Origin of the sequence: Nostoc sp. UHCC 0252, assembly GCF_034931145.1 — a bacterium.
Taxonomy (GTDB): domain Bacteria; phylum Cyanobacteriota; class Cyanobacteriia; order Cyanobacteriales; family Nostocaceae; genus Nostoc.
The window spans coordinates 13,637-37,449 of record NZ_JAYGHE010000003.1; the positions used below are offsets into that span (position 1 = coordinate 13,637).

13 protein-coding genes, 1 tRNA gene and 1 pseudogene are annotated in these 23,813 nt (G+C 42.3%); 9 read left to right on the forward strand and 6 right to left on the reverse strand.

Annotated features, from left to right (window positions below; genetic code table 11):
- Positions 1–69: 69 nt before the first annotated feature.
- From VB732_RS02275 to VB732_RS02285, 3 genes are all read right to left on the reverse strand, one after another.
- Positions 70–882 (reverse strand): inositol monophosphatase family protein, encoded by an 813-nt coding sequence (locus VB732_RS02275; protein WP_323229189.1) that lies wholly within the window; start codon positions 880–882, stop codon positions 70–72.
- A 152-nt stretch (positions 883–1,034) separates the two neighbouring features.
- Positions 1,035–1,700, reverse strand: a complete 666-nt coding sequence (locus VB732_RS02280; protein ID WP_323229190.1) for a thermonuclease family protein — start codon at positions 1,698–1,700, stop codon at positions 1,035–1,037.
- On the reverse strand, positions 1,690–2,058 hold the full coding sequence (locus tag VB732_RS02285; RefSeq protein ID WP_323229191.1) for a 2Fe-2S iron-sulfur cluster-binding protein: 369 nt from the start codon (positions 2,056–2,058) through the stop codon (positions 1,690–1,692). Before VB732_RS02285 ends, VB732_RS02280 begins: the two co-directional genes overlap by 11 nt.
- Positions 2,059–2,165: 107 nt before the next feature.
- Here VB732_RS02285 and VB732_RS02290 point away from each other — a divergent pair.
- The 3 genes from VB732_RS02290 to VB732_RS02300 all read left to right on the forward strand — a co-directional run bounded on the left by VB732_RS02290 (position 2,166) and on the right by VB732_RS02300 (position 3,942).
- Positions 2,166–2,250 (forward strand) — tRNA-Ser (locus tag VB732_RS02290).
- 369 nt (positions 2,251–2,619) lie between these two features.
- Positions 2,620–3,300, forward strand: coding sequence for a HEAT repeat domain-containing protein (locus VB732_RS02295; RefSeq protein WP_323229192.1), 681 nt, complete (start codon positions 2,620–2,622; stop codon positions 3,298–3,300).
- A 75-nt stretch (positions 3,301–3,375) separates the two neighbouring features.
- The gene (locus VB732_RS02300; RefSeq protein ID WP_323229193.1) at positions 3,376–3,942 is read left to right on the forward strand and encodes a phycobiliprotein lyase; all 567 of its coding nucleotides are present in this window, start codon (positions 3,376–3,378) and stop codon (positions 3,940–3,942) included.
- A 143-nt stretch (positions 3,943–4,085) separates the two neighbouring features.
- Here VB732_RS02300 and VB732_RS02305 read toward each other — a convergent pair.
- A pseudogene (locus tag VB732_RS02305) lies at positions 4,086–4,262 on the reverse strand (MFS transporter); the annotation flags it as partial.
- A 65-nt stretch (positions 4,263–4,327) separates the two neighbouring features.
- A complete protein-coding gene (locus tag VB732_RS02310) occupies positions 4,328–5,851 on the reverse strand; it encodes a site-2 protease family protein (RefSeq protein WP_323229398.1) in 1,524 nt (507 codons plus the stop codon).
- A 175-nt stretch (positions 5,852–6,026) separates the two neighbouring features.
- Here VB732_RS02310 and VB732_RS02315 point away from each other — a divergent pair, with 175 nt between their 5' ends.
- The 3 genes from VB732_RS02315 to VB732_RS02325 all read left to right on the forward strand — a co-directional run bounded on the left by VB732_RS02315 (position 6,027) and on the right by VB732_RS02325 (position 19,226).
- On the forward strand, positions 6,027–6,773 hold the full coding sequence (locus VB732_RS02315) for an MBL fold metallo-hydrolase (RefSeq protein WP_323229194.1): 747 nt from the start codon (positions 6,027–6,029) through the stop codon (positions 6,771–6,773).
- Between the two features lie 640 nt (positions 6,774–7,413).
- Positions 7,414–13,740: an AAA family ATPase gene (locus VB732_RS02320; protein WP_323229195.1), complete on the forward strand. Its 6,327-nt coding sequence runs from the start codon at positions 7,414–7,416 to the stop codon at positions 13,738–13,740.
- Positions 13,741–13,814: 74 nt separating this feature from the next.
- Complete coding sequence (locus VB732_RS02325; protein WP_323229196.1) at positions 13,815–19,226, forward strand: AAA family ATPase; 5,412 nt, start codon at positions 13,815–13,817, stop codon at positions 19,224–19,226.
- A gap of 138 nt (positions 19,227–19,364) precedes the next feature.
- Here VB732_RS02325 and ctpA read toward each other — a convergent pair whose 3' ends face one another.
- The gene (ctpA, locus tag VB732_RS02330) at positions 19,365–20,609 is read right to left on the reverse strand and encodes a carboxyl-terminal processing protease CtpA (protein WP_323229197.1); all 1,245 of its coding nucleotides are present in this window, start codon (positions 20,607–20,609) and stop codon (positions 19,365–19,367) included.
- A gap of 506 nt (positions 20,610–21,115) precedes the next feature.
- On the opposite strand from ctpA, the gene petB reads away from it, so the two are divergent.
- From petB to VB732_RS02345, 3 genes are all read left to right on the forward strand, one after another.
- Complete coding sequence (gene petB / locus VB732_RS02335) at positions 21,116–21,763, forward strand: cytochrome b6 (protein WP_094332660.1); 648 nt, start codon at positions 21,116–21,118, stop codon at positions 21,761–21,763.
- Positions 21,764–22,026: 263 nt separating this feature from the next.
- Positions 22,027–22,509 (forward strand): cytochrome b6-f complex subunit IV, encoded by a 483-nt coding sequence (petD, locus tag VB732_RS02340; protein ID WP_323229198.1) that lies wholly within the window; start codon positions 22,027–22,029, stop codon positions 22,507–22,509.
- Between the two features lie 652 nt (positions 22,510–23,161).
- Complete coding sequence (locus VB732_RS02345; protein WP_323229199.1) at positions 23,162–23,605, forward strand: anti-sigma regulatory factor; 444 nt, start codon at positions 23,162–23,164, stop codon at positions 23,603–23,605.
- Positions 23,606–23,813 lie beyond the last annotated feature (208 nt).

The following is a 23,813-nucleotide window of genomic DNA, read 5'->3' on the forward strand; positions in this document are numbered from 1 at the left end:
ACTTTTTGCACCAAAGGAGCGTTAGATTCCTTTTAGTTTACCCAAAGTCGGAGGGAAAGCCCCCACCCTTTATACCCAGGCTGACAGTGGTGGAACTTGTGAAAGTTCGCTACTGAGTGAGTCGTGAATATAACCATTTGTAGCAAGGATTCTACCTGACTCAATTTTGGCAGGAGTGCCATCGTAGGCGGTAACTTTGCCCCCAGCCTCTTGTAACAAAATTATCCCGGCGGCAATATCCCAAGGAGAAAGCCCTCGTTCCCAGTAACCATCGACACGTCCACAGGCAACATAAGCCAAATCTAGCGATGCAGAACCGCTACGTCTAACTCCTTGTGTAAGGTGGGTGAGGTGGCTAAATTCTGCGTAGTTGTTATCAGAGGTTTCGCGGCGATCGTAGGCAAATCCGGTCACAAGTAGGCTTTTACTTAGTTCAGATGTTACCGAAACATTGATGGGACGACGGTTCCGTGTTGCTCCTAAACCAGTAGCAGCACTGAATAGTTCATTATGAAATGGGTCATAAATTACACCAACTTCTGGAACGCCATTAATTAAAAGCCCAATGGAAACGGCAAAAAATGGGTATTGATGGGCGTAGTTGGTTGTGCCATCTAGAGGATCTATTGCCCAGAGATATTGGTTTTCTTGATTACCTAACTTGCCTGATTCTTCAGCGAGGATAGAGTGCTGAGGAAAGTGGCGACGCAGAATTTCTAAAATCAACTTTTCTGAGGCTTTATCAGCCGCCGTGACTAAATCACCAGGGCGACCTTTTTCAACGATTGCATCTTCTAACTTACCCAAGTAATCTTGTAAAATAGCGCCAGCAGCTAAGGCCGCTTCTGTCGCAATATCTAGAAAAATTTGTATATTTGTCATTTGTTATTAGTCATTTGTTACTTGTACTGAGCGGAGCCGTGAAGTATTTTTCATTGGGGATTGATCTAATAACCAATAGTTTTTTCTTCCCCTGCCCCCTGCTCCCTGCCCCCTGCTCCCTGCCCCCTGCCCCCTGCCCCATTCCCAACCCTTCAAAGATTTTGGCGGCGAAACTCTGCGGGAGTGAGACGCATCGGTTTTTCTGGGTTCCACATTCCTTGGCCCATGAGTCTAGCCCATTGTTGGGCACGTTCTAAACGCTGGTCGTATTTGTGGTTAGGCGATCGCCCAACAAACATTGCATTTCCTTGTTTTACTAATTCTTCATTTAACAACACCTTATTTTTCCATACATAAGCTAGAGTTCGCTCGAATTTGTCTTTTGCTTCTAAATCAAACTCCAGGGTTACTAATTCTTCTGCACCACCAATTAAATTCTCTAACTGTTCTTTTGCCGCTTCTCCCCAAGGCTTCTGTCGCAAATCTGGTGCATCAACGCCAATTAACCGCACTTGAGAAATCAAATTCGGTTGTTCAGCCATTCCTAAGACTTCCAAACTTTGTCCACTAGCTACCCGCGCTACTTTCACCTGAGCCTCATTATTTGGCAACTGGTTTTTATTGCAACTCACCAAAAGCAATAAGCAAACCAAAATGGCTATTTTTCGCACCCAGTTACCAAGACTCACAACCGTCACAAATTTTCCTATAGTAGCTACTGCACGTAGTGAGTAGAACTTCTTTCCCCCTGCCCCCTGCTCCCTGCTCCCTGCCTCCTGCCCCCTGCCCTCTGCCTTCTCCAATTGTTTATTCCTCATCTAAGGGTAAACCCGCTTTAACTTTCCCCTTAGCAAAATACCGTCCAAACTGGAGTTCGTAAACTTCATCTTCGTCTTGTGTCTCCACCTCTAAGTCAGAACGGGGATAACTCACACACAACAGGGCATAACCTTGCTGACGTAAATCTGGCGACAATCCGATCGCCTCTGGTTGATAAATTTCTCCCGATAATACCCTTACAGCGCAAGCAGTACAAGCCCCGTTGCGGCAGGAAAACGGTAGTTCTACCCCTTGTTTTTCGCCAGTGTGCAGGATGTAGCGGTCTTCTGGGACTTGTAGGGTGTGTGTTTTGCCAGTGGCGCGATCGCGAACTTTAATTGTGTATGTACGAGACATCTGGATTTGCATTGTATAATTAGGACTTTTAGATTCAATTTAAGAATATCTTTCTTTATCTTTGCATTTTCTGGGATTCTATAGTATGATCGTAACTTGTGGCACCTGGAGAGGTGGCCGAGTGGTTTAAGGCGCAGACCTGGAAAGTCTGTTTAGGGAAACTTAACGGGGGTTCGAATCCCCCCCTCTCCGTTCTCAAACCTAGTCTAAATATATATAGTTTGAACCAGACTTCTACAAATAGTCGGGTTAAATAAATAAAGTCGCGGGATATTGCGAAATATATTCCTAAAATTGCTTTGAAAGTGGGTTAGCGTTCCGCAAAAAAGGTATCGTAAAAACCAATGTGATTCAGCATAAGGCTAAAAACTGAAACTGGCGTAGCTTGGTAGGCCACTGCTCCCTGCCCCCTGCCCCCCTGCCTCCTCTTGTAACATTTATTTATTTTTTACTCATAATTGAGCCATTTTGTAAAGTCGCCAAACTCCTACTTCACTATGGCAACGGCCTGATGAACGGATCGGGTAAATTAAGATAAGTAAACAAAATGCTTTGAACTACATGACAGCTCTCAGCTTACAAGAAATTTCTACTCAGTTAGAAAGTCCGAACTTACGCGATCGCATGGTAGCTCTTGCTAATCTGCGTCATGTTTCTCCCGAAGATGCAGTCCCTTTAATTAAAAAGGTACTAGACGACGAATCTTTGCAACTGCGATCGATGGCAATTTTTGCCCTTGGAATCAAGCCAACACCAGAATGTTATTCAATTTTGGTCAGCATTCTCGTAAATGACCCCGATTATGGTATGCGTGCTGATGCCGCCGGTGCTTTAGGATATTTGGGTGATGCCAGAGCCTTTGAAGCGCTTTCACGGGCGTTTTATGAAGATACTGATTGGCTAGTACGCTTTAGTGCAGCCGTTTCTCTAGGTAACATTAAAGACCCGCGTGCCCGTCAAGTTCTTCTTCAGGCATTGGATAGCAAAGAAGTAGTGTTGCAACAAGCTGCAATTTCTGCGCTAGGAGAAATTAAAGATATTGAGTCCGTCGATCAAATTCTGCGCTTCGCTCAATCAGATGATTGGTTAGTCAGGCAGCGTTTGGCAGAAGCTTTGGGAAATCTTCCCACCCCCAAAAGTGTCTCAGCTTTAAAATACTTAGAAAAAGACAACCATTTCAACGTTGCTGAGGCAGCCAGAATTGGCCTCAAAAAGCTTGAAGAAATAGACAATCAAGCTTAATAATATTAGAACCTCCTGCTACCTTTTAATAATTAAGTGGGAATTTTAGCATTTTAATGCAGGGTAATTTCATTCATGAATATTGAAGAGTTTTTTCAGTTAAGTACTGGTAAATGGTTTTCTCATCGGACTAGTCAACATTTAGCTTTTAATGAATCTGAGAATAGCAAGTCAGACATCATCATTGAGACGCTAGCAGTAGATCATCCAGAAGCGATCAAAGTATGTCAACAGTACGAAATTAATCCTAGTTCCGCTTCCTGTGCTATGAAAATTAACTGGAATGGCACAATGGAAAAAGATCAATCAAAACACAGTGGTTCAACTGTGTTAGTTTCAGTACCTGATGCAGATAATCCTTCACAAGGCAAGTTACTGCGGGAAACACTCGATGCTGAGAAAACTCCAGTTGCCGGACACTATAAATTTGATAGTGATGGTGCATTGATTCTAACTACAGAAGATGAAAACATCTGGTTAGAAGAACGCCTGTGGTTTGCTAGTCCCAATTTGCGAATGCGGGTAAATGTCCTCAAGAGTTTTGGTGGATTTAGTATTACTTCCTTCACTTCTGAAATTCGCATGGGTGGTTTTCCACCTGCTGCGAAGGCTTCCGAGGCGGCTAATTCAGTATCGAGTTAGTTGTAATACAACAGATTCTCCCATTTATCTAGGACTTACGCAAAACTACGCGCGGTAGGAGCAATTCATGAATTGCCCCTACATACCCTACATAATAATCAGGGTTTGGGCTATTGTTTGCGTAAGTTCCAAATTTTAAATCAATATAGATATCCAAATATTAGCGCTGCGATCGCATCTACTCCCATTGCTACAGCATAAAACAGAGAAATTGTTTGTCCAGAAGCGATTTCTTGCTTTTGAAAATGAAAGGTAATCAGAGGAAAATCTGCATATCCGGCGGCAATAATCGCTACAGCACCTAGATAAATCCAAAACCTCTGCCGATTTGACTCGCAAGTTGGGGAAAATTGAGATATTTTTTCTCTGGCTATTTTGAGACTTTTTAAATTTGCAAAAAGTTAGCGATCGCCTGCGGTAATGGCAAAATAATTACAATCAACAAAGCCATTGCTAATAATCCTCCAACATCACGTTTGTTATCCAATTCCGTGACATCATTTAGTGCAGGCTCATCAATCAAGGGCATAAATAATAAGATAATCGCCCACATCAAAAATTCTTCCCGAACTAACGAAAGTAATAGCAAGAGGACGCGAGCAATTTGACCAATAGCGATCGCAGTTCGTTGTCCAAACATTGCATGGACAATGTGACCTCCATCTAGTTGTCCCACAGGCATTAAATTTAAGGCCGTCACAATTAGTCCCAGAAAACCAGCTACTGCAACCGGATGCAAATCAAGGGCTGATTTTGCCGTTAACTGACTTCCCAAGGCTAACTTTGACAAAAACGCTAGTAATATTGAATATTTGGGATTAAGAGCATCAGGATTCAAAAATCGGGCTTTGTCTTCAATCAGGGGAACCACATCAGAATGAGCCAAGCCCCATATTAGTAATGGCAAGGTAACAACAAAACCTGCAATTGGCCCAGCAATACTAATGTCAAATAAAGCTTTACGGTTGGGAATGGGACTACGCATCTGAATAAATGCACCAAAAGTTCCCAAGAAGAAAGGTATGGGAATAAAGTAAGGCAACGTTGAGCGAATCTTGTAGGATTTAGCTGTCAAATAATGCCCAAGTTCGTGAATTCCCAAAATAGTCATCAGTCCTAAAGCATAAGGTAATCCTTTGAATAGAACATTTGGGTCAGATAGAACTTTTAACAAAGACCCAGTTTCCCATAGAGGCGGAAGAGAAACACCGGCAATTTCCACTCCTACCAAGGTAGTAGTTATCAAAGTAGCTAATAGTAGTAGTAGTGCTAATCCTGGTCGGGTTAAGCGTTCTTGGTTGTGCCGTGGTGTATTTTTCTCTTTAGCAGCTTGAGTGTTTGGAACTAACACAAAGAAAGGTTTGCCGTTAAAACCTTCTTGAAAGATCAACACAAAGCGATCGCCAAATTGTGCTTCAATATTAGTCTTAATCTGCTGGTAGGCGTTGCTAGCTTGAGTTCGCAACTGACCACGGCAAATTACAGCTTGTGGTCGATACTCAATATTTTGAACGTAGTATACAGACCAAGGGAAACAATTTCGCAGTTGGGTTTCTTCTGTTGGCTCAATCGGACGCACTGTTGGTTCTGTGGTGGGTTGGATAGTCGGCTGTAATTCTGAGGCTTGGGTTTGGGCTTCGGTCTGTGTATTTGTTGGCGCTCTCCGTCCCCATTGGAACAAGATCCAGTACAACAGTGTGCAAACAAATAACGACGAAATGAACAGCGACGGTGGTGGAGGTAGCTTAGTTCCATAGAGTAGCGTCCATCCACTCAACAGCAATGCTGGTGTCATTAAAACTAGCCATAACAACCATACTGGTGTGCGGGTGATGTTAGCGACACTTTGCTGCACCATTAGATAAGTAGCTAGCCCCAGTAGGAGGAGAAACAAAAACCAAAATCCCATATTATCTTCAGTAATTTTGACAAAACGCCCCACCAGTAGCTTTAGCACCATAGCATTAACTACAAGGCAGACCTCAAACCCTAATTTTTCCGAACGGTTAACAGTGCTATAGAATTTTTGAGAATTTCTTCACTGTAACTAGATTATCCACAACTCCTCAGTCGGTTCTTTTATTATGTGCCCTTTACCTCAGCAGCCGAGTCATACAACTAAGCCACCACGGGCTGTATTCACTGACGAAGTTCCTAGCGGAAGTTCTCTGCAATCGGAATTTGCACCAGAGAGCATTTTTGCTTTTCCACCCAATCGGGACACATTAGGAGGAACCTCTTATTTTATTGTAAGAAATGAAGGCAATATCCTCATAGATTGCCCTGCCTTAGACCAAACAAATCTAGATTTTTTAGCCGCGCATGGAGGTGTGCGTTGGTTATTTCTCACCCATCGAGGCGCTATTGGCAAGGCTGCTGAAATCCCGCAAACCTTTGAGTGCGAGGTACTTATACAAGAACAAGAAGCTTATTTATTACCGGGTGTAACTGTAACTACCTTTAGCCAGGAATTCACTCTTGATGCTGCAACACAAGTGATTTGGACACCAGGCCATTCCCCTGGCTCATCTTGCCTATACTACAGTGAGCTTGGCAGTGAGCTTGGAGGCATATTATTTTCTGGTCGCCATTTAGTTCCTAATCAGAAGGGTGAACCAATACCATTACGAACAGCTAAAACCTTTCACTGGGGGCGACAAATTAAGAGTCTTCAGTTTTTATTAGAACGTTTTACACCTGAAACTCTCAAATATATTTGTCCAGGGGCAAATACAGGCTTTCTTAGAGGTAAGCGTTTCATAGATCAAGCTTATAAGCAGCTTACATTTCTAGATTTATCAACTTTACTGCAAACACAGCCTTTACTTTAACCAAATTGTAGGAGGTAGGGAAGGTTGTAGTGAAGTTCAGAAAAGTTCAAAAATTGGAGAATTTATTTTTTGGAGTTCTTCAGGGGAAATCACCCTAAATTTATCGAACAGAATACATGCATCAGTCGTCAGAATTCAGTTGAGTATTCTGTATGACTGGCGGATGAATAATCAGGTTGAAAACCCCCAGCAAATTGAAAATTTGGCGGTGCAACAATTCCTGCGCGGTCTGAATCCTCGACTGATTGATTCTGACTCCTATTAGCGGATAGCTAAGGTTTAGCCCATTCAGAAAAGCCGAATTCTTCTTCAATTAAGGGATTTAATAGTAATAATGATGTCTTTTTTCTTTTACTACGTATCTTGTTTTTTTTTGTTTTTGTTTATAAATAAATTTACCTGCTCTAAACTCTTTTGGCAGACATAATAATTCCTCCCTTTTATCTTGTGCCCTTAATTCTGAATCCTGAATTTTGACTTCTGAATTTTTCTTCAATAAAGACTCATTCACGAAGCTCAAAGGCTAATTTTTCATTCCCCAATGCTAAATAAAAATACAAATAAATTTATCTAATGCTTGTTAAGCAGGATGTTTTATGGGGAATTCTAAGCCTGAGACAAGGAATTATGGGACAAAATTATGAGCGCAAAAGTTGATGAAACTTTAAGAATTGTTGGCTATCAAATCATAGAGCAACTTTATTCAGGTTCTCGAACTTATGTGTATCGGGCAGTACGAGAATGCGATCGCCAACCAGTTGTCATCAAGCTCTTAAAACGAAAATACCCGAGTTTTAGCGAATTAATCCAGTTTCGCAACCAATATGCGATCGCCAATAACCTAGATATTCCTGGTATCATTAAACCCTACAACTTAGAACCTTATCACAATGGCTATGTCATGGTAATGGAGGACTTTGGTGGCATTTCCTTGCGACAATTTACCCAAGGGCAACCACTAGCCTTAGAGCAATTCCTTGCTATTGCCCTGCAACTACTAGACACCTTACACCAGTTACATCAACAGCGTGTCATTCACAAAGATATTAAACCAAGCAACATCCTGATTCATCCTGATACCAAAGAAATCAAACTGATTGACTTCAGTATTGCCTCACTCCTACCACGAGAAACCCAGGATATCCAAAGTCCCAACGGATTGGAGGGAACCCTAGCGTATCTGTCGCCGGAGCAAACCGGACGGATGAACAGAGGCATTGACTACCGCAGCGACTTTTATTCATTAGGTGTGACTTTCTTTGAACTACTGAGTGGACAATTGCCCTTTGATTCCCATGAACCGATGGAGTTGGTGCATTGCCACATTGCAAAACATCCACCCTTTCTCTGCGATTTCAACCCCGATTTGCCCTTAATGCTGGGAGAGATTGTCCGCAAACTGATGGCGAAGAATGCCGAAGATCGCTATCAAAGTGCAATGGGAATTAAACATGACCTAGTGACTTGCTTTGAACAGAGGCAAAAAACAGGCAAGCACACCTGGTTTGAATTGGGACAGCGAGATATCAGCGATCGCTTTCTGATACCCGAAAAACTCTACGGACGGGAATCAGAAGTACGGACGTTACTGGAGGCATTTGGCTATGTTGCTAATGGTGGCTCCCAACTAATGCTGGTGGCAGGTTTCTCTGGCATTGGCAAAACCGCAGTTGTTAATGAAGTGCATAAGCCGATTGTCCGGTGGAACGGCTACTTTATTAAGGGCAAGTACGACCAATTTAACCGCAACATTCCTCTATCTGCTTTTGTGCAAGCCTTTCGTGACTTGATGGGACAGTTGCTTAGTGAAAGCGATACTCAACTGGAGCAATGGCAAAAAAAGATTTTAGCGGCAGTTGGAGAGAATGGACAAGTTTTGATCGAGGTGATTCCAGAATTGGAACAGATGATCGGCAAACAGCCTACCATTGCCGAACTATCGGGTGGTTCAGCACAGAACCGTTTCAATTTGCTGTTCCAAAAGTTTATTCAGGTGTTCACAACAAGAGAGCATCCCTTGGTGATGTTTCTCGATGATTTGCAGTGGGCAGATTCGGCATCGCTGAATTTGCTGAAGTTATTGATGCAGAGTGATAGCGGTTATCTATTCATTATTGGCGCATACCGCAATAATGAGGTGTTTGCCGCTCATCCACTGATGTTGACAATAGATGAAATTGAAAAAGCATCCTCCTGCGTCAATACTTTGACCCTAGTTCCCTTAAGTCAAACAGATGTTAACCATTTAATCGCCGACTCCCTCAGTTGCACTACTGAACAAGCATTGCCGTTGACAGAGTTGGTTTATCAAAAAGCTAAAGGCAATCCCTTTTTCACGACTCAGTTTCTGAAAGCGCTGCATGAAGATGGGCTGATTACCTTTGATTGGGAGGTGGGTTTTTGGCAGTGTAATGTCGGGGAAGTGCGTAGACGCGTAGCAGCTTGTAGTCAGACATCGCTTGTCACCGATGATGTAGTGGAATTTATGACCCAACAACTTCAGAAGTTGCCCGACACCACTCAAGATATTTTGAAACTGGCGGCTTGTATTGGCAATCAATTTGATTTGGCGACATTGGCGATCGTTTCTGAAAAGTCGCAGACTCAAACCGCTTCCGACTTGTGGAAAGCATTGCAAGAAGGATTTATCATTCCAACGAATGAAGTCTACAAGTTTTATCAAACTGAAACATCAGCCACCACTGTCCAAACATCAACACAGAAGGTTGATACCTGCGTTTACAAATTTTTACACGATCGCGTCCAGCAAGCTGCCTATTCCTTCATCGCAGAGGAGCAAAAACAGGCAACTCACCTAAAAATTGGGCAGTTACTCTTGAGTAACATCCCCGAAAGCAATCGGGAAGAACGTATTTTTGAAATCGTTAGTCAACTTAACATTGCAGCTGAATTGATTGCCCAACCTACAGAACGTCAAGCATTGGCGCAATTTAACTTGATGGCAAGTCGCAAAGCAAAAGCTGCAACCGCCTATGCTGCTGCTTGCAAATACGCTCAGGTAGGGATAGGGTTACTGTCCCAAAACAGTTGGCAACATCAGTATGATTTGACCCTAGCACTCCATCAAGTCGCTACAGAAGCCGCCTATCTGAGCGGTGACTTAGAAGAGATGCTAGCCTTTGCTAACCTAATTCTAAACCACGCCAAAACTCCCTTAGATCAAATCAGCGTTTATGAGGTGAAGATTGAGGCATTTACCGCCCAGGGTCAATTTACCCAGGCGATCGCAGCAGCACTTACCATTTTAAAGCAATTGGGAGTGGAACTGCCCACAGCGCCAACCCAGGATGACGTGGCAACAGCCTTTAGTATCGTTTCAGATGCGATTGGAGAGCGCTTACCTGCCGAGTTACTCAACCTCAGCCAAGCAAGGGATGAGAACATCGTGGCGGCGGCTCGAATTTTGACATCGGTAGCACCCGCCGCTTATGTGTCTGTGCCACTGCTGTATTTACTGCTAATTTTAAAAAAGGTTTATCTGTCTGTCGTGTATGGCAATGAGTCAACCTCGACCTTTAGCTATGCCTCTTATGGAATATTGATGTGTGGTGTGGTCGGAAACGTTGAATTGGGTTATGAATTCGGTCAGTTAGCCCTCGACCTACTTTCACGTTATCAAAATTCGGAATTGAAAGGGAAAATTTTATTACTAGTTTATTTGTACACAAGACATTGGAAAATGCACCTGCGTGAGATATTAAATCCCTTGCAGATTACCTATTGTAGTTGTTTAGATGTGGGCGATTTGACTTTCGCGGCTTACTCTGCGTATAACTACGGTTTTTACTCCTATTTTGCCGGACAAAACTTAACACAACTGGAGTCAGAAGTTGCCGGATATTGTGAAGCACTCAAGCACCTCAAGCAAAATCTAAGTCTGACTTATTCCCAGTTGATTCGACAAATTTTGCTCAATTTAATCGGCGATGCAGATAACGTGTTGGTGTTGGACGGTGCAGCCTACAATGAACAGCATCAACTTCCATTACATGAAGCAGCAGGCGATCGCACCGGACTAGCATTGCTGTGGATTAACAAACTGGTTGTATCTTATCTGTTTTCCGATTTTGAACAAGCTGTACAAGAAGCTGGGCAGGCAAAACAGTATTTGGATGCTGTCCTAGCTTTTTTCTATGTACCAATCTTTCATTTTTATGAGTCTTTAGCCCACCTAGCATGGTTTGAGCAACTTTCAGTCCCAGAACAGCAGCAAATAAAAGAATGCATCGCTGCCAATCAAGAAAAACTCAAATACTGGGCAACTCATGCGCCGATGAATTTCTTGCACAAGTTTCATCTAGTGGAGGCGGAACGAGAGCGAGTGCAAGGCAACAAAGGCGAGGCAATAGATTTGTACGATCGCGCGATCGCTCTTGCTAAAGAACACGGCTACATCCAAGAAGAAGCACTCGCCAACGAGCTAGCCGCTAAATTTTACCTCAACTGGGGCAAAGAACGGATTGCTCAGGAATATATGACCCAAGCCTACTACGGCTATGCTCGCTGGGGTGCAAAAGCCAAAGTCGCCGATCTGGAAAAACGCTATCCCCAATTACTTGCCCCTATTCTCCAGCAAACCTCTTCTCTCTCAACTAACGAAACTATCTTCGCCTTGGAGAGTGTCACCTCCACCAGTTCCGCCACTTCCAGCAGTAGTAGCATCTCTCTTGCTTTAGATTTAGCTACCATTCTCAAAGCTTCTCAAACTCTTTCTGGCGAAATTGAACTCGAAAAACTGCTTTCGGTATTGCTGCATATCGTCATTGAAAATGCGGGGGCTGATAAGTGTGTGTTCATGCTTTTGGAGTCAGGCCGTTTAATGATTCAGGCGCTAGCACAGCTTTCCTTTAGTCCTGTAAAAAACAACCAAATTGCCCAGGTGAATTTTGACTCAATGTTGCTCAACCCAGAGCCTGTTGCAGACTCTCAGGATCTGCCAGTTGGTTTAATTAATACTGTCAAACGCAGCTTACAACCAGCAGTGATTGTTGATGCTACTGTGCATCCACAATTAATCAATGATTCCTACATTCAACAACAAAAGCCCAAGAGTATCTTGTGCAGTCCGATTTTGCATCAGGGTAAGTTGCTTGGCATCTTGTACTTAGAAAACAATTTAGCAACTGGAGCCTTTACAAGCGATCGCGTCGAACTGCTAAACTTACTTTGCGCCCAAGCTGCAATTTCTCTAGAAAATGCGCGACTTTATCGAAATTCACAGAACTATGCTCAACAGCTAACACAATCTCTAGCAAAATTACAGGCTAGTGAAATTCGCTTTCAAAATCTGACGAATAATATTCCTGGGATGGTGTACCAATTCCGTCTGGCAGCCGACGGTTCAACTTCAACACCCTACGTTAGCTCTGGCTGTTTCGACTTGTATGGATTAGAGCCAGAGTTGGTGATGGCAGGGACGCATAGCCTTTACGACATGAATCATCCTGACGATCAAGGAGCTATTGCCCAAGCGATCGCCTACTCTGCCCAAAATCTGACACCATTTGACATAGAATGTCGGATTATGCTGCCTTCAGGAACCGTCAAATGGATTCAATCTCTTGCTCGGCCAGAGCGACAAGTCGATGGCGCAATCGTCTGGGATGGGGTGATGATTGATATTAGCGATGTCTACAACGAGCTGCGCTTACGCAAACAGGCGGAAGCATCTCTAGCCAAAGAACGAGAGTTTTTGAATGCCATTATTCACAATATTACAGATGGAATTGTTGTTTGCGATGCTAATGGTAAATTGACTCTATTTAACAAAGCAACTCGTGAATTTCATGGCTTACCACTAGAATCATTACCAGCAGAAGAATGGGCAGAATACTTCGATCTTTATCAACCTGATGGTCAAACACCTCTATTAAAAACCGAAATTCCTTTGTTTCGCGCCTTGCAAGGGGAAATAGTCGAAAATGCCGAAATGGTAATTGCGCCAAAGCATGGTTCTACGAGAATTTTGTTAGCTAGTGGACAAGCGATCTTCGATCCTGCGGGTAACAAAGCCGGTGCGGTGGTTGTAATGCGAGATATTAGCGAGCGCAAACAAGCTGAACTTGCCTTGCAGCAAAAATCACAAGATTTGCAACAAGCATTGAACGATTTACAAAACGCCCAATTACAAATTGTCCAAAGTGAAAAAATGTCAGCGCTGGGGAATTTAGTTGCTGGTGTGGCTCACGAAATGAATAATCCCCTTGGTTTTATAGCTGCTAGTCTCAAGCAAGCTAAACCCACTGTTGCTGATATTTTTGAACACTTAAAGCTTTATCAAAAAAGTTTACCCAACAAAAATGATCAAATTCTTCACCACGCCGAAGAAATCGACTTGGATTATAGCTTAGAAGACTTACCCAAGATGATTGATTCTATGACTATGGCGTGCGACAGGCTAAAAAATATCAGCACCAGTTTACGAACTTTCTCCCGTGCCGACAAAGATTATAAAGTGCCGTTTAATATTCATCAAGGCATCGACAGCACGATTTTAATTTTGAAACATCGTCTCAAGGGTAACGAGCAACGTCCAGCAATTGAAGTGATAACTGAGTACAGCACTTTACCTCAAGTTGAGTGTTATCCTGGACAATTAAATCAAGTATTTATGAATATTTTAGCAAATGCTATTGATGCATTGGATGAATCAAATACAAATCGGAGCTTTGAGGAAATTCAGATTAATCCTAACCGCATAATAATTAAAACATGGCTAGAAATTAAAGGTGTAAAAATTACAATTGCTGACAATGGAAAGGGAATGTCTCAAGAAGTAAAACAAAAAATATTTGACCATTTATTTACGACAAAAGCTGTCGGAAAAGGCACAGGATTAGGATTGGCGATCGCGCGTCAAATTGTTGAAGAAACCCACTGCGGAAAATTGAATTTTAACTCGGTTTTGGGTGAAGGAACCGAATTTATCATTGAAATTCCGGTATGATTTTTAGTGATTTTTGGTAAACAACTTCAGATATCTGGGAATACTAAATCTGGAAGTCTTAAAGATTTAGCAGCATGATTAGCACTCTTGTCAATATTCCCGGATATCGCATCAGCGAGGAACTCTACAATGGTTCCAGAACCCTAGTTTATCGAGGGTATCGAGAGACTGACTCATTACCAGTAGTGATTAAACTGCTGAAAAATCCTTATCCCAGCTTCTCTGAACTCTTGTCGTTTCGTAATCAGTACACCATTGCCAAAAATCTTAACTCACCCCTGATCGTTCAAACTCATAGCCTGGAAGCGTACCAAAATGGCTATGCGCTGGTGATGGAAGACTTTGGGGGAATTTCTCTTAAAGATTATTTCACCTCTGACCAGACGCTATATATCGCGTCTAGTGAAGAGTTTTTGCGAATTGCGATCGCTCTCTGCAACACCTTAGATATATTGTATCGGGAGCGAATTATTCATAAAGACATCAAACCTGCCAATATTTTAATTAATCCAGAAACCAAACAAGTTAAATTAATCGACTTTAGTATCGCCTCCTTACTACCACGAGAAACGCAGACACTCATCAACCCCAATGTCTTAGAAGGGACACTTGCTTATATTTCCCCAGAACAAACGGGCAGAATGAATCGGGGGATTGATTACCGAACTGATTTTTATTCTCTGGGTGTGACTTTCTACGAGTTACTTACTGGAGTTTTGCCATTTCAATCAAACGATCCAATGGAGTTGGTACATTCTCATATTGCAAAACAACCTCCTTTAGTTATCAGAGATGAGATACCGCAGGTGATTTCAGATATCGTGATGAAATTGATGGCAAAGAATGCGGAAGATAGATATCAGAGTGCGTTGGGACTGAAGTTTGATTTAGAAAATTGTTTACATCAGCTACAACTTAATGGTGTAATAAACGCTTTTGAAATTGCACAAAGGGATGTGTGCGATCGCTTCATCATCCCTGATAAACTCTATGGACGAGAAACCGAAGTTGAAACCCTACTGCAAGCCTTTGAGAGAGTTTGTCTCGGTGCAACAGAAATGATTCTGGTAGCTGGTTTTTCAGGGATTGGAAAAACAGCAGTTGTTAACGAAGTTCATAAACCAATTGTGCGGCAACGCGGTTATTTTATCAAAGGAAAATATGATCAATTTCAACGCAATATTCCCTTCTCTGCATTTGTCCAAGCCTTCCGGGATTTGATGGAGCAATTGCTAACAGAAAGTGACGTTCAAGTTCTGGAATGGAAAAATAAAGTATTATCAGCCGTTGGCGAAAATGGACAGGTAATTATTGAAGTCATCCCCGAATTATCAAAAATTATTGGTGAACAACCACCCGCCATAGAATTATCAGGAACAGCAGCACAAAATAGATTTAATTTATTATTTCAAAAATTTACTCAAGTCTTTACCAGTGCAGAACATCCCTTAGTAATGTTCCTTGATGATTTGCAATGGGCAGATTCAGCATCACTGAAGTTAATCCAGCTATTAATGGCTCATACAAATCATCTTTTCTTAATTGGTGCGTACCGTGATAATGAAGTAGATCCGGGACATCCATTAATGTTGACTTTGAATGAAAGTCAAAAAAACCAAGCAACGATTAATACAATTACGTTAGCACCATTGAGTCAAATAAAAGTCAATCAGCTAGTTGCTGACACACTCAAATGTCCAGAACATTTGGCATGGACTCTTTCTCAACTGGTATATCAAAAAACTCAAGGTAATCCGTTTTTTGCAACCCAGTTTCTGAAAGCATTGCATCAAGAAAATCTCATTCAATTTGATTTTACTTCAGGTTTTTGGCAATGTGACATTGCACAAGTAACGACTCAATCGGTTACAGATGATGTTGTGGCTTTTATGAGTTTTCAATTGCAAAAACTGCCACCATCAACTCAAAATGTCTTGCAGTTATCTGCTTGTATTGGCAACTCTTTTGATTTAGCAACTTTGGCAATTGTTTCACAACAATGCCAAGCCGAAACGGCTACTGCTTTGTGGAAAGCATTACAAGAAGGGTTGATTTTACCAATTAGCGATGTTTATAAGTTTTATGTTGGGCAAGAAAACCAAGTAGTTACACAAGAAAATCAACAACCTGTTACCTATAAATTTTTACACGATCGCGTTCAACAAGCGGCCTATTCCTTGATTCCAGAAGATCAACAACAGTCCACTCATTTAGCGATCGCTCGGTTGCTGCGACAAAGCACCCCAGACACCGAACTAGAAGCCAAGATTTTCGAGATTGTCAACCATTGGAACAGGGCGATCGCAATTATCCTTGACCAATCGGAAAAAGATAATCTTGCCCAACTTAATCTAATTGCTGGACGCAAAGCTAAAGCCTCGAATGCTTACGAACCAGCTTTCAAATATTTCACTACAGGTATAAATTTACTGTCTGATGGTGCTTGGCAGACCCAAACCAGCCTGATATTAGGATTGCAGGAAGGAGCAACAGAAGCGGCGTATTTATGCGGTAATTACGAGCAAATTGAGCAGGGAGTAAAGGTAATTTTAGCTGCAAATCTCCAAGCGACCGAATACGTCAAAGCCTACGAAATCCAGATTCAAGCCTATACAACCCAGGGGAGATTTCAAGAGGCGATCGCGATTGCCCAGACTGCTTTAACCAAATTTAATACTTATCTTCCAGAGCAACCGACACCGACAGATATAACATCGGCTGTAGAAAAGGTAACGGAATTGCTTAATGGTAGAACTGCTGAAGATTTACTCGATTTGCCGGTGATGACAGAACCAGAAGCATTGGCAATTATGCAGTTACTTTCTAGTGTTACCGGTGCAGCCTATCTTTCTGCTTCCCAACTATTTTCATTTATTGTTCTGACTCAAGTTATATTGGCGATTCAGAAAGGCAATAACTCCCTATCAGCCTTTAGTTACACTAACTATGCGGTTTTATTGAGCAAGATGTTAGGGGATTTGGATACAGCTTATGACTTTGCTCAGATGTCATCACAATTAGTGGCAAAACTCAATGCACGTTTTATGCAGCCAAAAGTTAATCTTCTCCTGGCCGCATTTTTTATCCATTATAAATCTCATTTTTGCAACAGTTTAGCTTTATACAGGGAAGGTTTCCAGACAGCCCAGGAAGTCGGCGATTCAGAGTTTGCAGGCTATCACGTCCACCATATGTGTCAGTGCGTTTATATAACTGGTAAGGATTTAAATACTTTGGTGACAGAAACAGAACCTTATTTAAATACCCTATCCAAGCTCAATCTCAAAACATCTTTAAACTACTCTTACATTGTTTTACAAGCAGTTGAGCGGCTCCAAAATAGTCAAAACCAGTCAACTTTGACAAATAAAACAGAGCAAATACACGCCGAACTCACCGCTACTAATGATTTAATTGGATTGCATTATTATTGGGTCTATAGCCTGACTACTTCCTATCTCCTCAATCAATATCCACAGGCAATTCAAGATGCAATAGAAGTGCGTCAAACCCTAGCAGTTGCAGGAAGCGGGATTAGCGAATTAGTTTTTTACTTTTACGATTCCCTGACAGCACTGGCTACCCATACCGAAGCCACAGACAAAACCGAACTGCTGGAGCGGGTTTCCAAAAATCAAGCCATACTCCACCATCGTGCAGTTTCCGCACCGATGAACTTTCAACATAAATACGACCTAGTAGAAGCTGAACAACATCGGGTTTTAGGCAAGAATTATGAAGCAGGAGATAGCTACGATCGCGCGATCGCAGGTGCTAAAGAAAATGACTATATTCAAGAAGAAGGTTTAGCCAACGAATTAGCAGCAAAATTTTACCTCGACTGGGGCAGACAGCGCATAGCTGGGGACTACATGATTGAAGCTTATTACGCATATTCTCGCTGGGGTGCTAAAGCTAAGGTTGCTGACTTGGAACGACGCTATCCTCAACTACTTGCTCCCATATTACAACAAACCCGTTCTTTGTTCTCCACTAGGGAAACTATCTTTGCATTGGAGAGTGTCACATCTACCTCTAGCAGTGTCTCGGATACCCTAGATTTAAAAGCTATTCTCGAAGCTTCCCAAGCTATCTCCGGTGAAATCGAACTCGATAAACTACTTTCATCGTTGCTTTCTATCGTCATCAAAAATGCCGGGGCTAATAAATGCGTACTCATGCTGTTGCGAGACGATCGCCTGCTAATTAAAGGGTCAATTACCCTGGGGTCAGAGCCAGTCGTGTTGCAGCGCCTTCCGGTTGAAGAAAGTCAGGATATTCCTTTGAAGCTGATTTACAAAGTCAAGCACAACAGGCAGACTACTGTGCTACTTAATGCAACAGTCGATCCAACCTTAGCCAATGACCCCTATATCATGCGTCAGCAGCCCAAGAGTATCTTGTGTAGCCCGATTTTGCATCAAGGGAAGTTGCTGGGGGTGTTGTACCTAGAAAATAGTTTAGTTACGGGAGCATTTACAAGCGATCGCGTCGAACTGCTCAATTTACTTTGCGCTCAGGCGGCGATTTCTTTGGAAAATGCTCAATTGTATGAGCGATCGCAGAACTATGCCCAACAGCTAGAGGAGTCATTCGCCGAATCGCAGCAAAAATCAGAAGATTTGCAACAAGCATTGCAAGATTTACAACAAGCTCAATTACAAATGGTGCAAAGCGAGAAAATGTCTGCATTGGGTAACTTAGTTGCTGGCGTTGCTCACGAAATGAATAATCCTCTTGGGTTTATTGCTGCCAGTTTAAAACAAGCTAAACCAACGTTTACTGATATTATCGAACACTTAAAGCTTTATCAAGAAAGTTTACCCAACAAAAATGATGAAATCATTGACCACGCCGAATCAATCGACTTGGATTATAGTTTAGAAGATTTTCCCAAGATGATTGATTCTATGTCTATGGCGTGCGATCGCCTGAAAAACATCAGCACCAGTTTACGTACTTTCTCTCGTGCCGATCGAGATTACAAAGTACCATTTAACATCCATCAAGGCATTGATAGCACCATTCTCATTCTCAAACATCGTCTAAAAGCTAACGAACAACGTCCCGCTATTGAAATTGTCACCAATTACGGTAATTTGCCCCAGGTTGAATGTTTTCCTGGTCAATTAAATCAAGTATTTATGAACTTGCTTGCAAATGCTATTGATGCATTAGATGAATCTAATCAGGGACGCTCTTTTGAAGAAAATAAAGCTCATCCTAACTGCATTACAATTACAACCTCAGTCGAAAATAATCTAGTTAAAATTGCCATTGCTGATAATGGTAAAGGGATGACTGAACAAGTCAAATCACAAATATTTGACCATTTATTTACGACAAAAGCTGTTGGGAAAGGAACAGGATTAGGGTTAGCGATCGCCCGTCAAATTATTGTAGAAAAACATGGCGGAGCGATCGAGGTGAATTCTCAACTTGGCGAAGGAGCAGAATTTGTGATTCAGCTACCATTGTTGGTATAAACGAGAAAATCGCAGTTACTCTAGGATAAAAATAAATTGTCGCTGCCCTAACTATGCCTTTGTGAATGCTGAGTAATAAGTGAGATTCCCTACTCAGCACTCAGCACTCAGAACTCAGCACTCAGAACTCAGCACTCTTCATGCTTTTCCTGCCACCACCGAGTTTTTCACCAAAAGTTCGACTGCTGCTTGATATTGCAGATCCGCTTCGGTGCCAATCTGTTCGCGGTTAATAGCTGGTTGGGAAATAACTTTATCCGGCTTAATACCTAGTTTGTTAATATCTCGGTGTTCAGGAGTTTCATACTTAGCAATTGTCACTGCCAAGCCCGAACCATCTGATAATTCAAACAAGGATTGAATTAAACCCTTTCCAAAGGTCGTTTCGCCTACCAACTGGGCGCGATCGTTATCTTGGAGTGCGCCTGCCAGAATTTCGCTAGCACTGGCAGTTCCTTGATTCACCAAGATCACCAGAGGATCGTCCGTTAGGGCTGGGCCAAAGGCTTCAAAACTACCCTGAATACCTTGTCGGTTAACAGTGTAGACGATAGTACCAGAATCTAACCACAGACGGGCAATTTCAATTCCTGATTGCAATAACCCCCCAGGATTATTTCGTAAATCGAGAATGTAGGCAGCAGCGCCTTTTTTTTCTAGACTAGAAATAGCGTGTGCCAATTCCGTTGAAGCGTTGGCATTAAATTGAGTAAGACGTAGGTAGCCAATGGGCGTTCCCTCCGTGGAAACACGCAAATCTGAAACCACGGGGTTAAGAGCAATGCGATCGCGCGTTAGTCTAATTTCCGTTTCTGGCTCTCCGTCCCGTTCAATCAGGAGAGTAACAAGGCTGCCACTAGGGCCGCGCATTTTAGTCGCAGCTTCATCTAGGGTCAGATTTTTTGTAGAAACGCCTTCAATTTTGAGAATGCGATCGCGTGGTCTAATCCCCGCTTTATCTGCCGGTGAACCTGCTATGGGAGCCACTACTTCCAACTTCCCACTCTCAGGATTCAGGACAATTTGCAATCCTACCCCGGTCAGTTCCCCAGAAGTATTGACTTGTAAGCTGCGGTACTGCTCCGGGTCTAAAAAGCGGGTAAAAGGGTCATCAAGACTCTTAAGCATCTTCCCAATTGCCGCATAACTGGCATTTGAGTCTGGGAGCGGCTTCTCTAGAACCTTTTGCCGCACAGCCGCCCAGTTTTGATGATTAAAAGTCTCATCTAGATAAGTGCGATTAACAATTCGCCAAACTTCCGAAACCAGCTTTTGTTCGCCCGTTAAAGCCGCCGCAGGCTGGGTAAGCGTACCAAACGCCAACCAAAACGCCATTAACAATGAAAATCCAACCCGAAAGACTTGTTTGTTCATGAACCCCATTATCAATTCCACCTCAACCGAAATTGCCTATAAATGCTCAGTTGCCCTGTTGTTGATGAAATCTATCTCTCGATTATGTTACTTTTTTTATAGAAGTGGTGCATTCTTCTCATCAAGTTGTTCAGTCAACTGATGCGTTGTATCCACTCACGAAAGGATAAAATCTACTTTGTGTCCACCATTTTCTGTGCAGGGGCGTAAAGAGATCGCAATATATTCCTTCTTTACAGAGTGTAAAGTTTCTGAAGATTCTTCGCACGCTGAAAGCTAACAAGCAAAAGAAAAAACTCGCCTTTACTAAAATCCCAAAATTGCTAATTGGGAGAGAAGTCATTAAGAGGCGGCTTATGAGAAGTCCTTAGACAATTCTGTTGTCACCCTAGCCTGCGGCAACCCCTTGGGCGAACCCGCAGGATGCCGAGGCTGGGAACCAGCAGAATTTTAGTCGCCAATTTAGAACTTCGGGATTTATCAACCGCAACCGACTTTTAGGAACTTGAGATTGTATGGCCAACGTTTCCGACTGGTTTGAGGAACGCCTGGAGATTCAGGCACTCGCTGAAGACGTTACTAGTAAGTACGTCCCTCCCCACGTCAACATCTTCTACTGTCTGGGTGGAATTACCCTGGTTTGCTTTCTCATCCAGTTTGCCACTGGATTTGCCATGACGTTTTACTACAGGCCAACAGTCACTGAAGCTTTCTCTTCAGTGGAGTACATCATGAATGAAGTCAACTTCGGTTGGCTAATTCGCTCCATCCATCGCTGGTCTGCCAGCATGATGGTATTGATGATGATTTTGCACACCTTCCGCGTTTATTTGACTGGTGGTTTCAAAAAGCCCCGCGAACTGACCTGGATAAGTGGTGTCATCCTGGCTGTGATTACAGTTTCCTTTGGAGTCACCGGCTATTCCCTACCTTGGGATCAAGTTGGCTACTGGGCTGTAAAAATTGTTAGTGGCGTACCAGAAGCAATTCCTGTAGTTGGCGTTCTGATCTCCGACCTGCTGCGCGGCGGTTCAAGTGTTGGTCAAGCAACACTAACTCGTTACTACAGCGCACACACCTTTGTACTGCCTTGGTTAATTGCAGTCTTCATGCTGTTCCACTTCTTGATGATCCGCAAGCAAGGTATTTCCGGGCCTTTGTAATTTCAGTTATTAGCGAAAGGCAAGATTTGTCTGTTTTCAGATGAAGTTGTTTGTTTTAAACTTATGAAACACAATAAATTTAATTGCACACACATAAGTTTCAACAAACAAACACTTGTATCTGAAGTCTAAAGCTGTAAATTCCCTCCAGGCGGCTGACCGTAGAAAAACAAAACGTTGCTTCCCGCCTGCTAGGGTTGCCTAGTAGCTGATAGCCTTCACAAATGCTTTAATTTAACTTAAGCAGGAGAGCACATTTCAAAATGGCAACACAAAAAAAACCTGACCTGAGCGATCCTCAGTTAAGAGCTAAACTCGCTAAAGGCATGGGTCACAATTACTATGGTGAACCCGCTTGGCCTAATGACTTACTTTATGTCTTTCCAATCGTGATCATGGGTTCCTTCGCTGCAATTGTGGCTCTAGCTGTGCTAGATCCCGCAATGACCGGTGAACCAGCAAATCCTTTCGCCACACCATTGGAAATTTTACCAGAGTGGTATTTATATCCAGTCTTCCAAATTTTGCGATCGCTTCCTAACAAACTTTTAGGAGTGTTAGCAATGGGTTCTGTACCAGTTGGGCTAATTCTCGTTCCTTTTATTGAGAACGTTAACAAGTTCCAAAACCCCTTCCGCCGTCCAGTTGCAACCACAGTCTTCCTCGTTGGTACTCTTGTCACCATCTGGCTGGGTGTTGGTGCTGCTTTGCCATTGGATAAATCTTTGACCTTGGGACTATTCTAAATTAGTCACCACAAAGTGCTTTGACGCCTGTAAGTTTCAAGAGTGTATGATGATGTGCTTTTGAAAAAAATCTACAGGCGTCAATTTTAACGGGATTGCGGAAGTCCCCACCCTCTTGACAAGACGCGACGCGAACAACTTTTTGTCAGGTGGGGATTAATAGTCTTCAATCAATAGGACATTAACCCGCATTTCTCACAAGCTGCTTTGCGTATAAGTAATAAGTAATGAGTAATAAGTTAAGAATTTTACTCATTACTCCTTACTCACTACTCATTACTCCTCCATTCGAGGTGTGGTGAGAAATCCGGGATTAAGCCTCATTGCATTGACAATTTTCGCGTTTAACAATTATAAAATTCATTATACTTAGCCCAGTCTCTTGACTACGAGTTCCTAGTTTCCGACTAAGAATATCTAATGGGAAGGCTAACGCCTCATGACTGATGCTAAAGTCATCAAATATAAACATTTTTTACTTAATTAATGTAAGTTGCTAGTTACAACCCCTGAAATGCCAAAATCGTTAACGTTTTGTATTTTGGTACACAAAATATCCCAATTTAGATTTTTCTATATCAAAGAAGTTTGGCGAATAGTGCAAAATTTAATAACTAGCAACTTAGGTTTATTTATATTTAAGTCACAGTTAATGTTTACTATAGTGCAGCAAGACCATCTGAAGGTTAAGAGCGAACTCACTCTCCTAAACCAGGTGCAAGAATGGTTTGAGCAATTTTGTCTGCAACATTTGTCTCAACTTGGCTGGTCAAAAACTCAACTCGATCGCCTCAATTTAGCATTAGCAGAAGGCTTTACCAACGCTGTTCGCCACGCTCATCATGCTTTACCCCCAGAAACAACCATTGACATTAACGTTGATCTGTGGATTGATCGGCTAGAGATTAGAATTTGGGATTATGGAAAACCTTTTAATCCCGATGCGATCGCAGAGCCAGCCCCAGGTACTCTACAAGTAGGCGGGTATGGATGGTTTCTCCTGCGACGGTTGGCAGATCGTGTTGTCTACGAACGCGGTGCAGATGGTAGAAATTGCCTCCTCATTGTTAAATACTCTGTAGAAGCACAAAAGTAAAAGTGAAGTTAAGCCACTCACTTTAAAACAAAAGCATAAGCAGAAGGGGTTTCTGCTCTAATATATAGTTACTTGATTGATAAAAGTATACTTTACTTCAATAGTATTTCAAGTGAAGGAATGTGTTTTTTAGGTGAAATTGCTTAGTTATTATGATTTTTTTGTAAAATATCAAAAAATAATTTTGTATAAAAAGAATTTAGTGAAT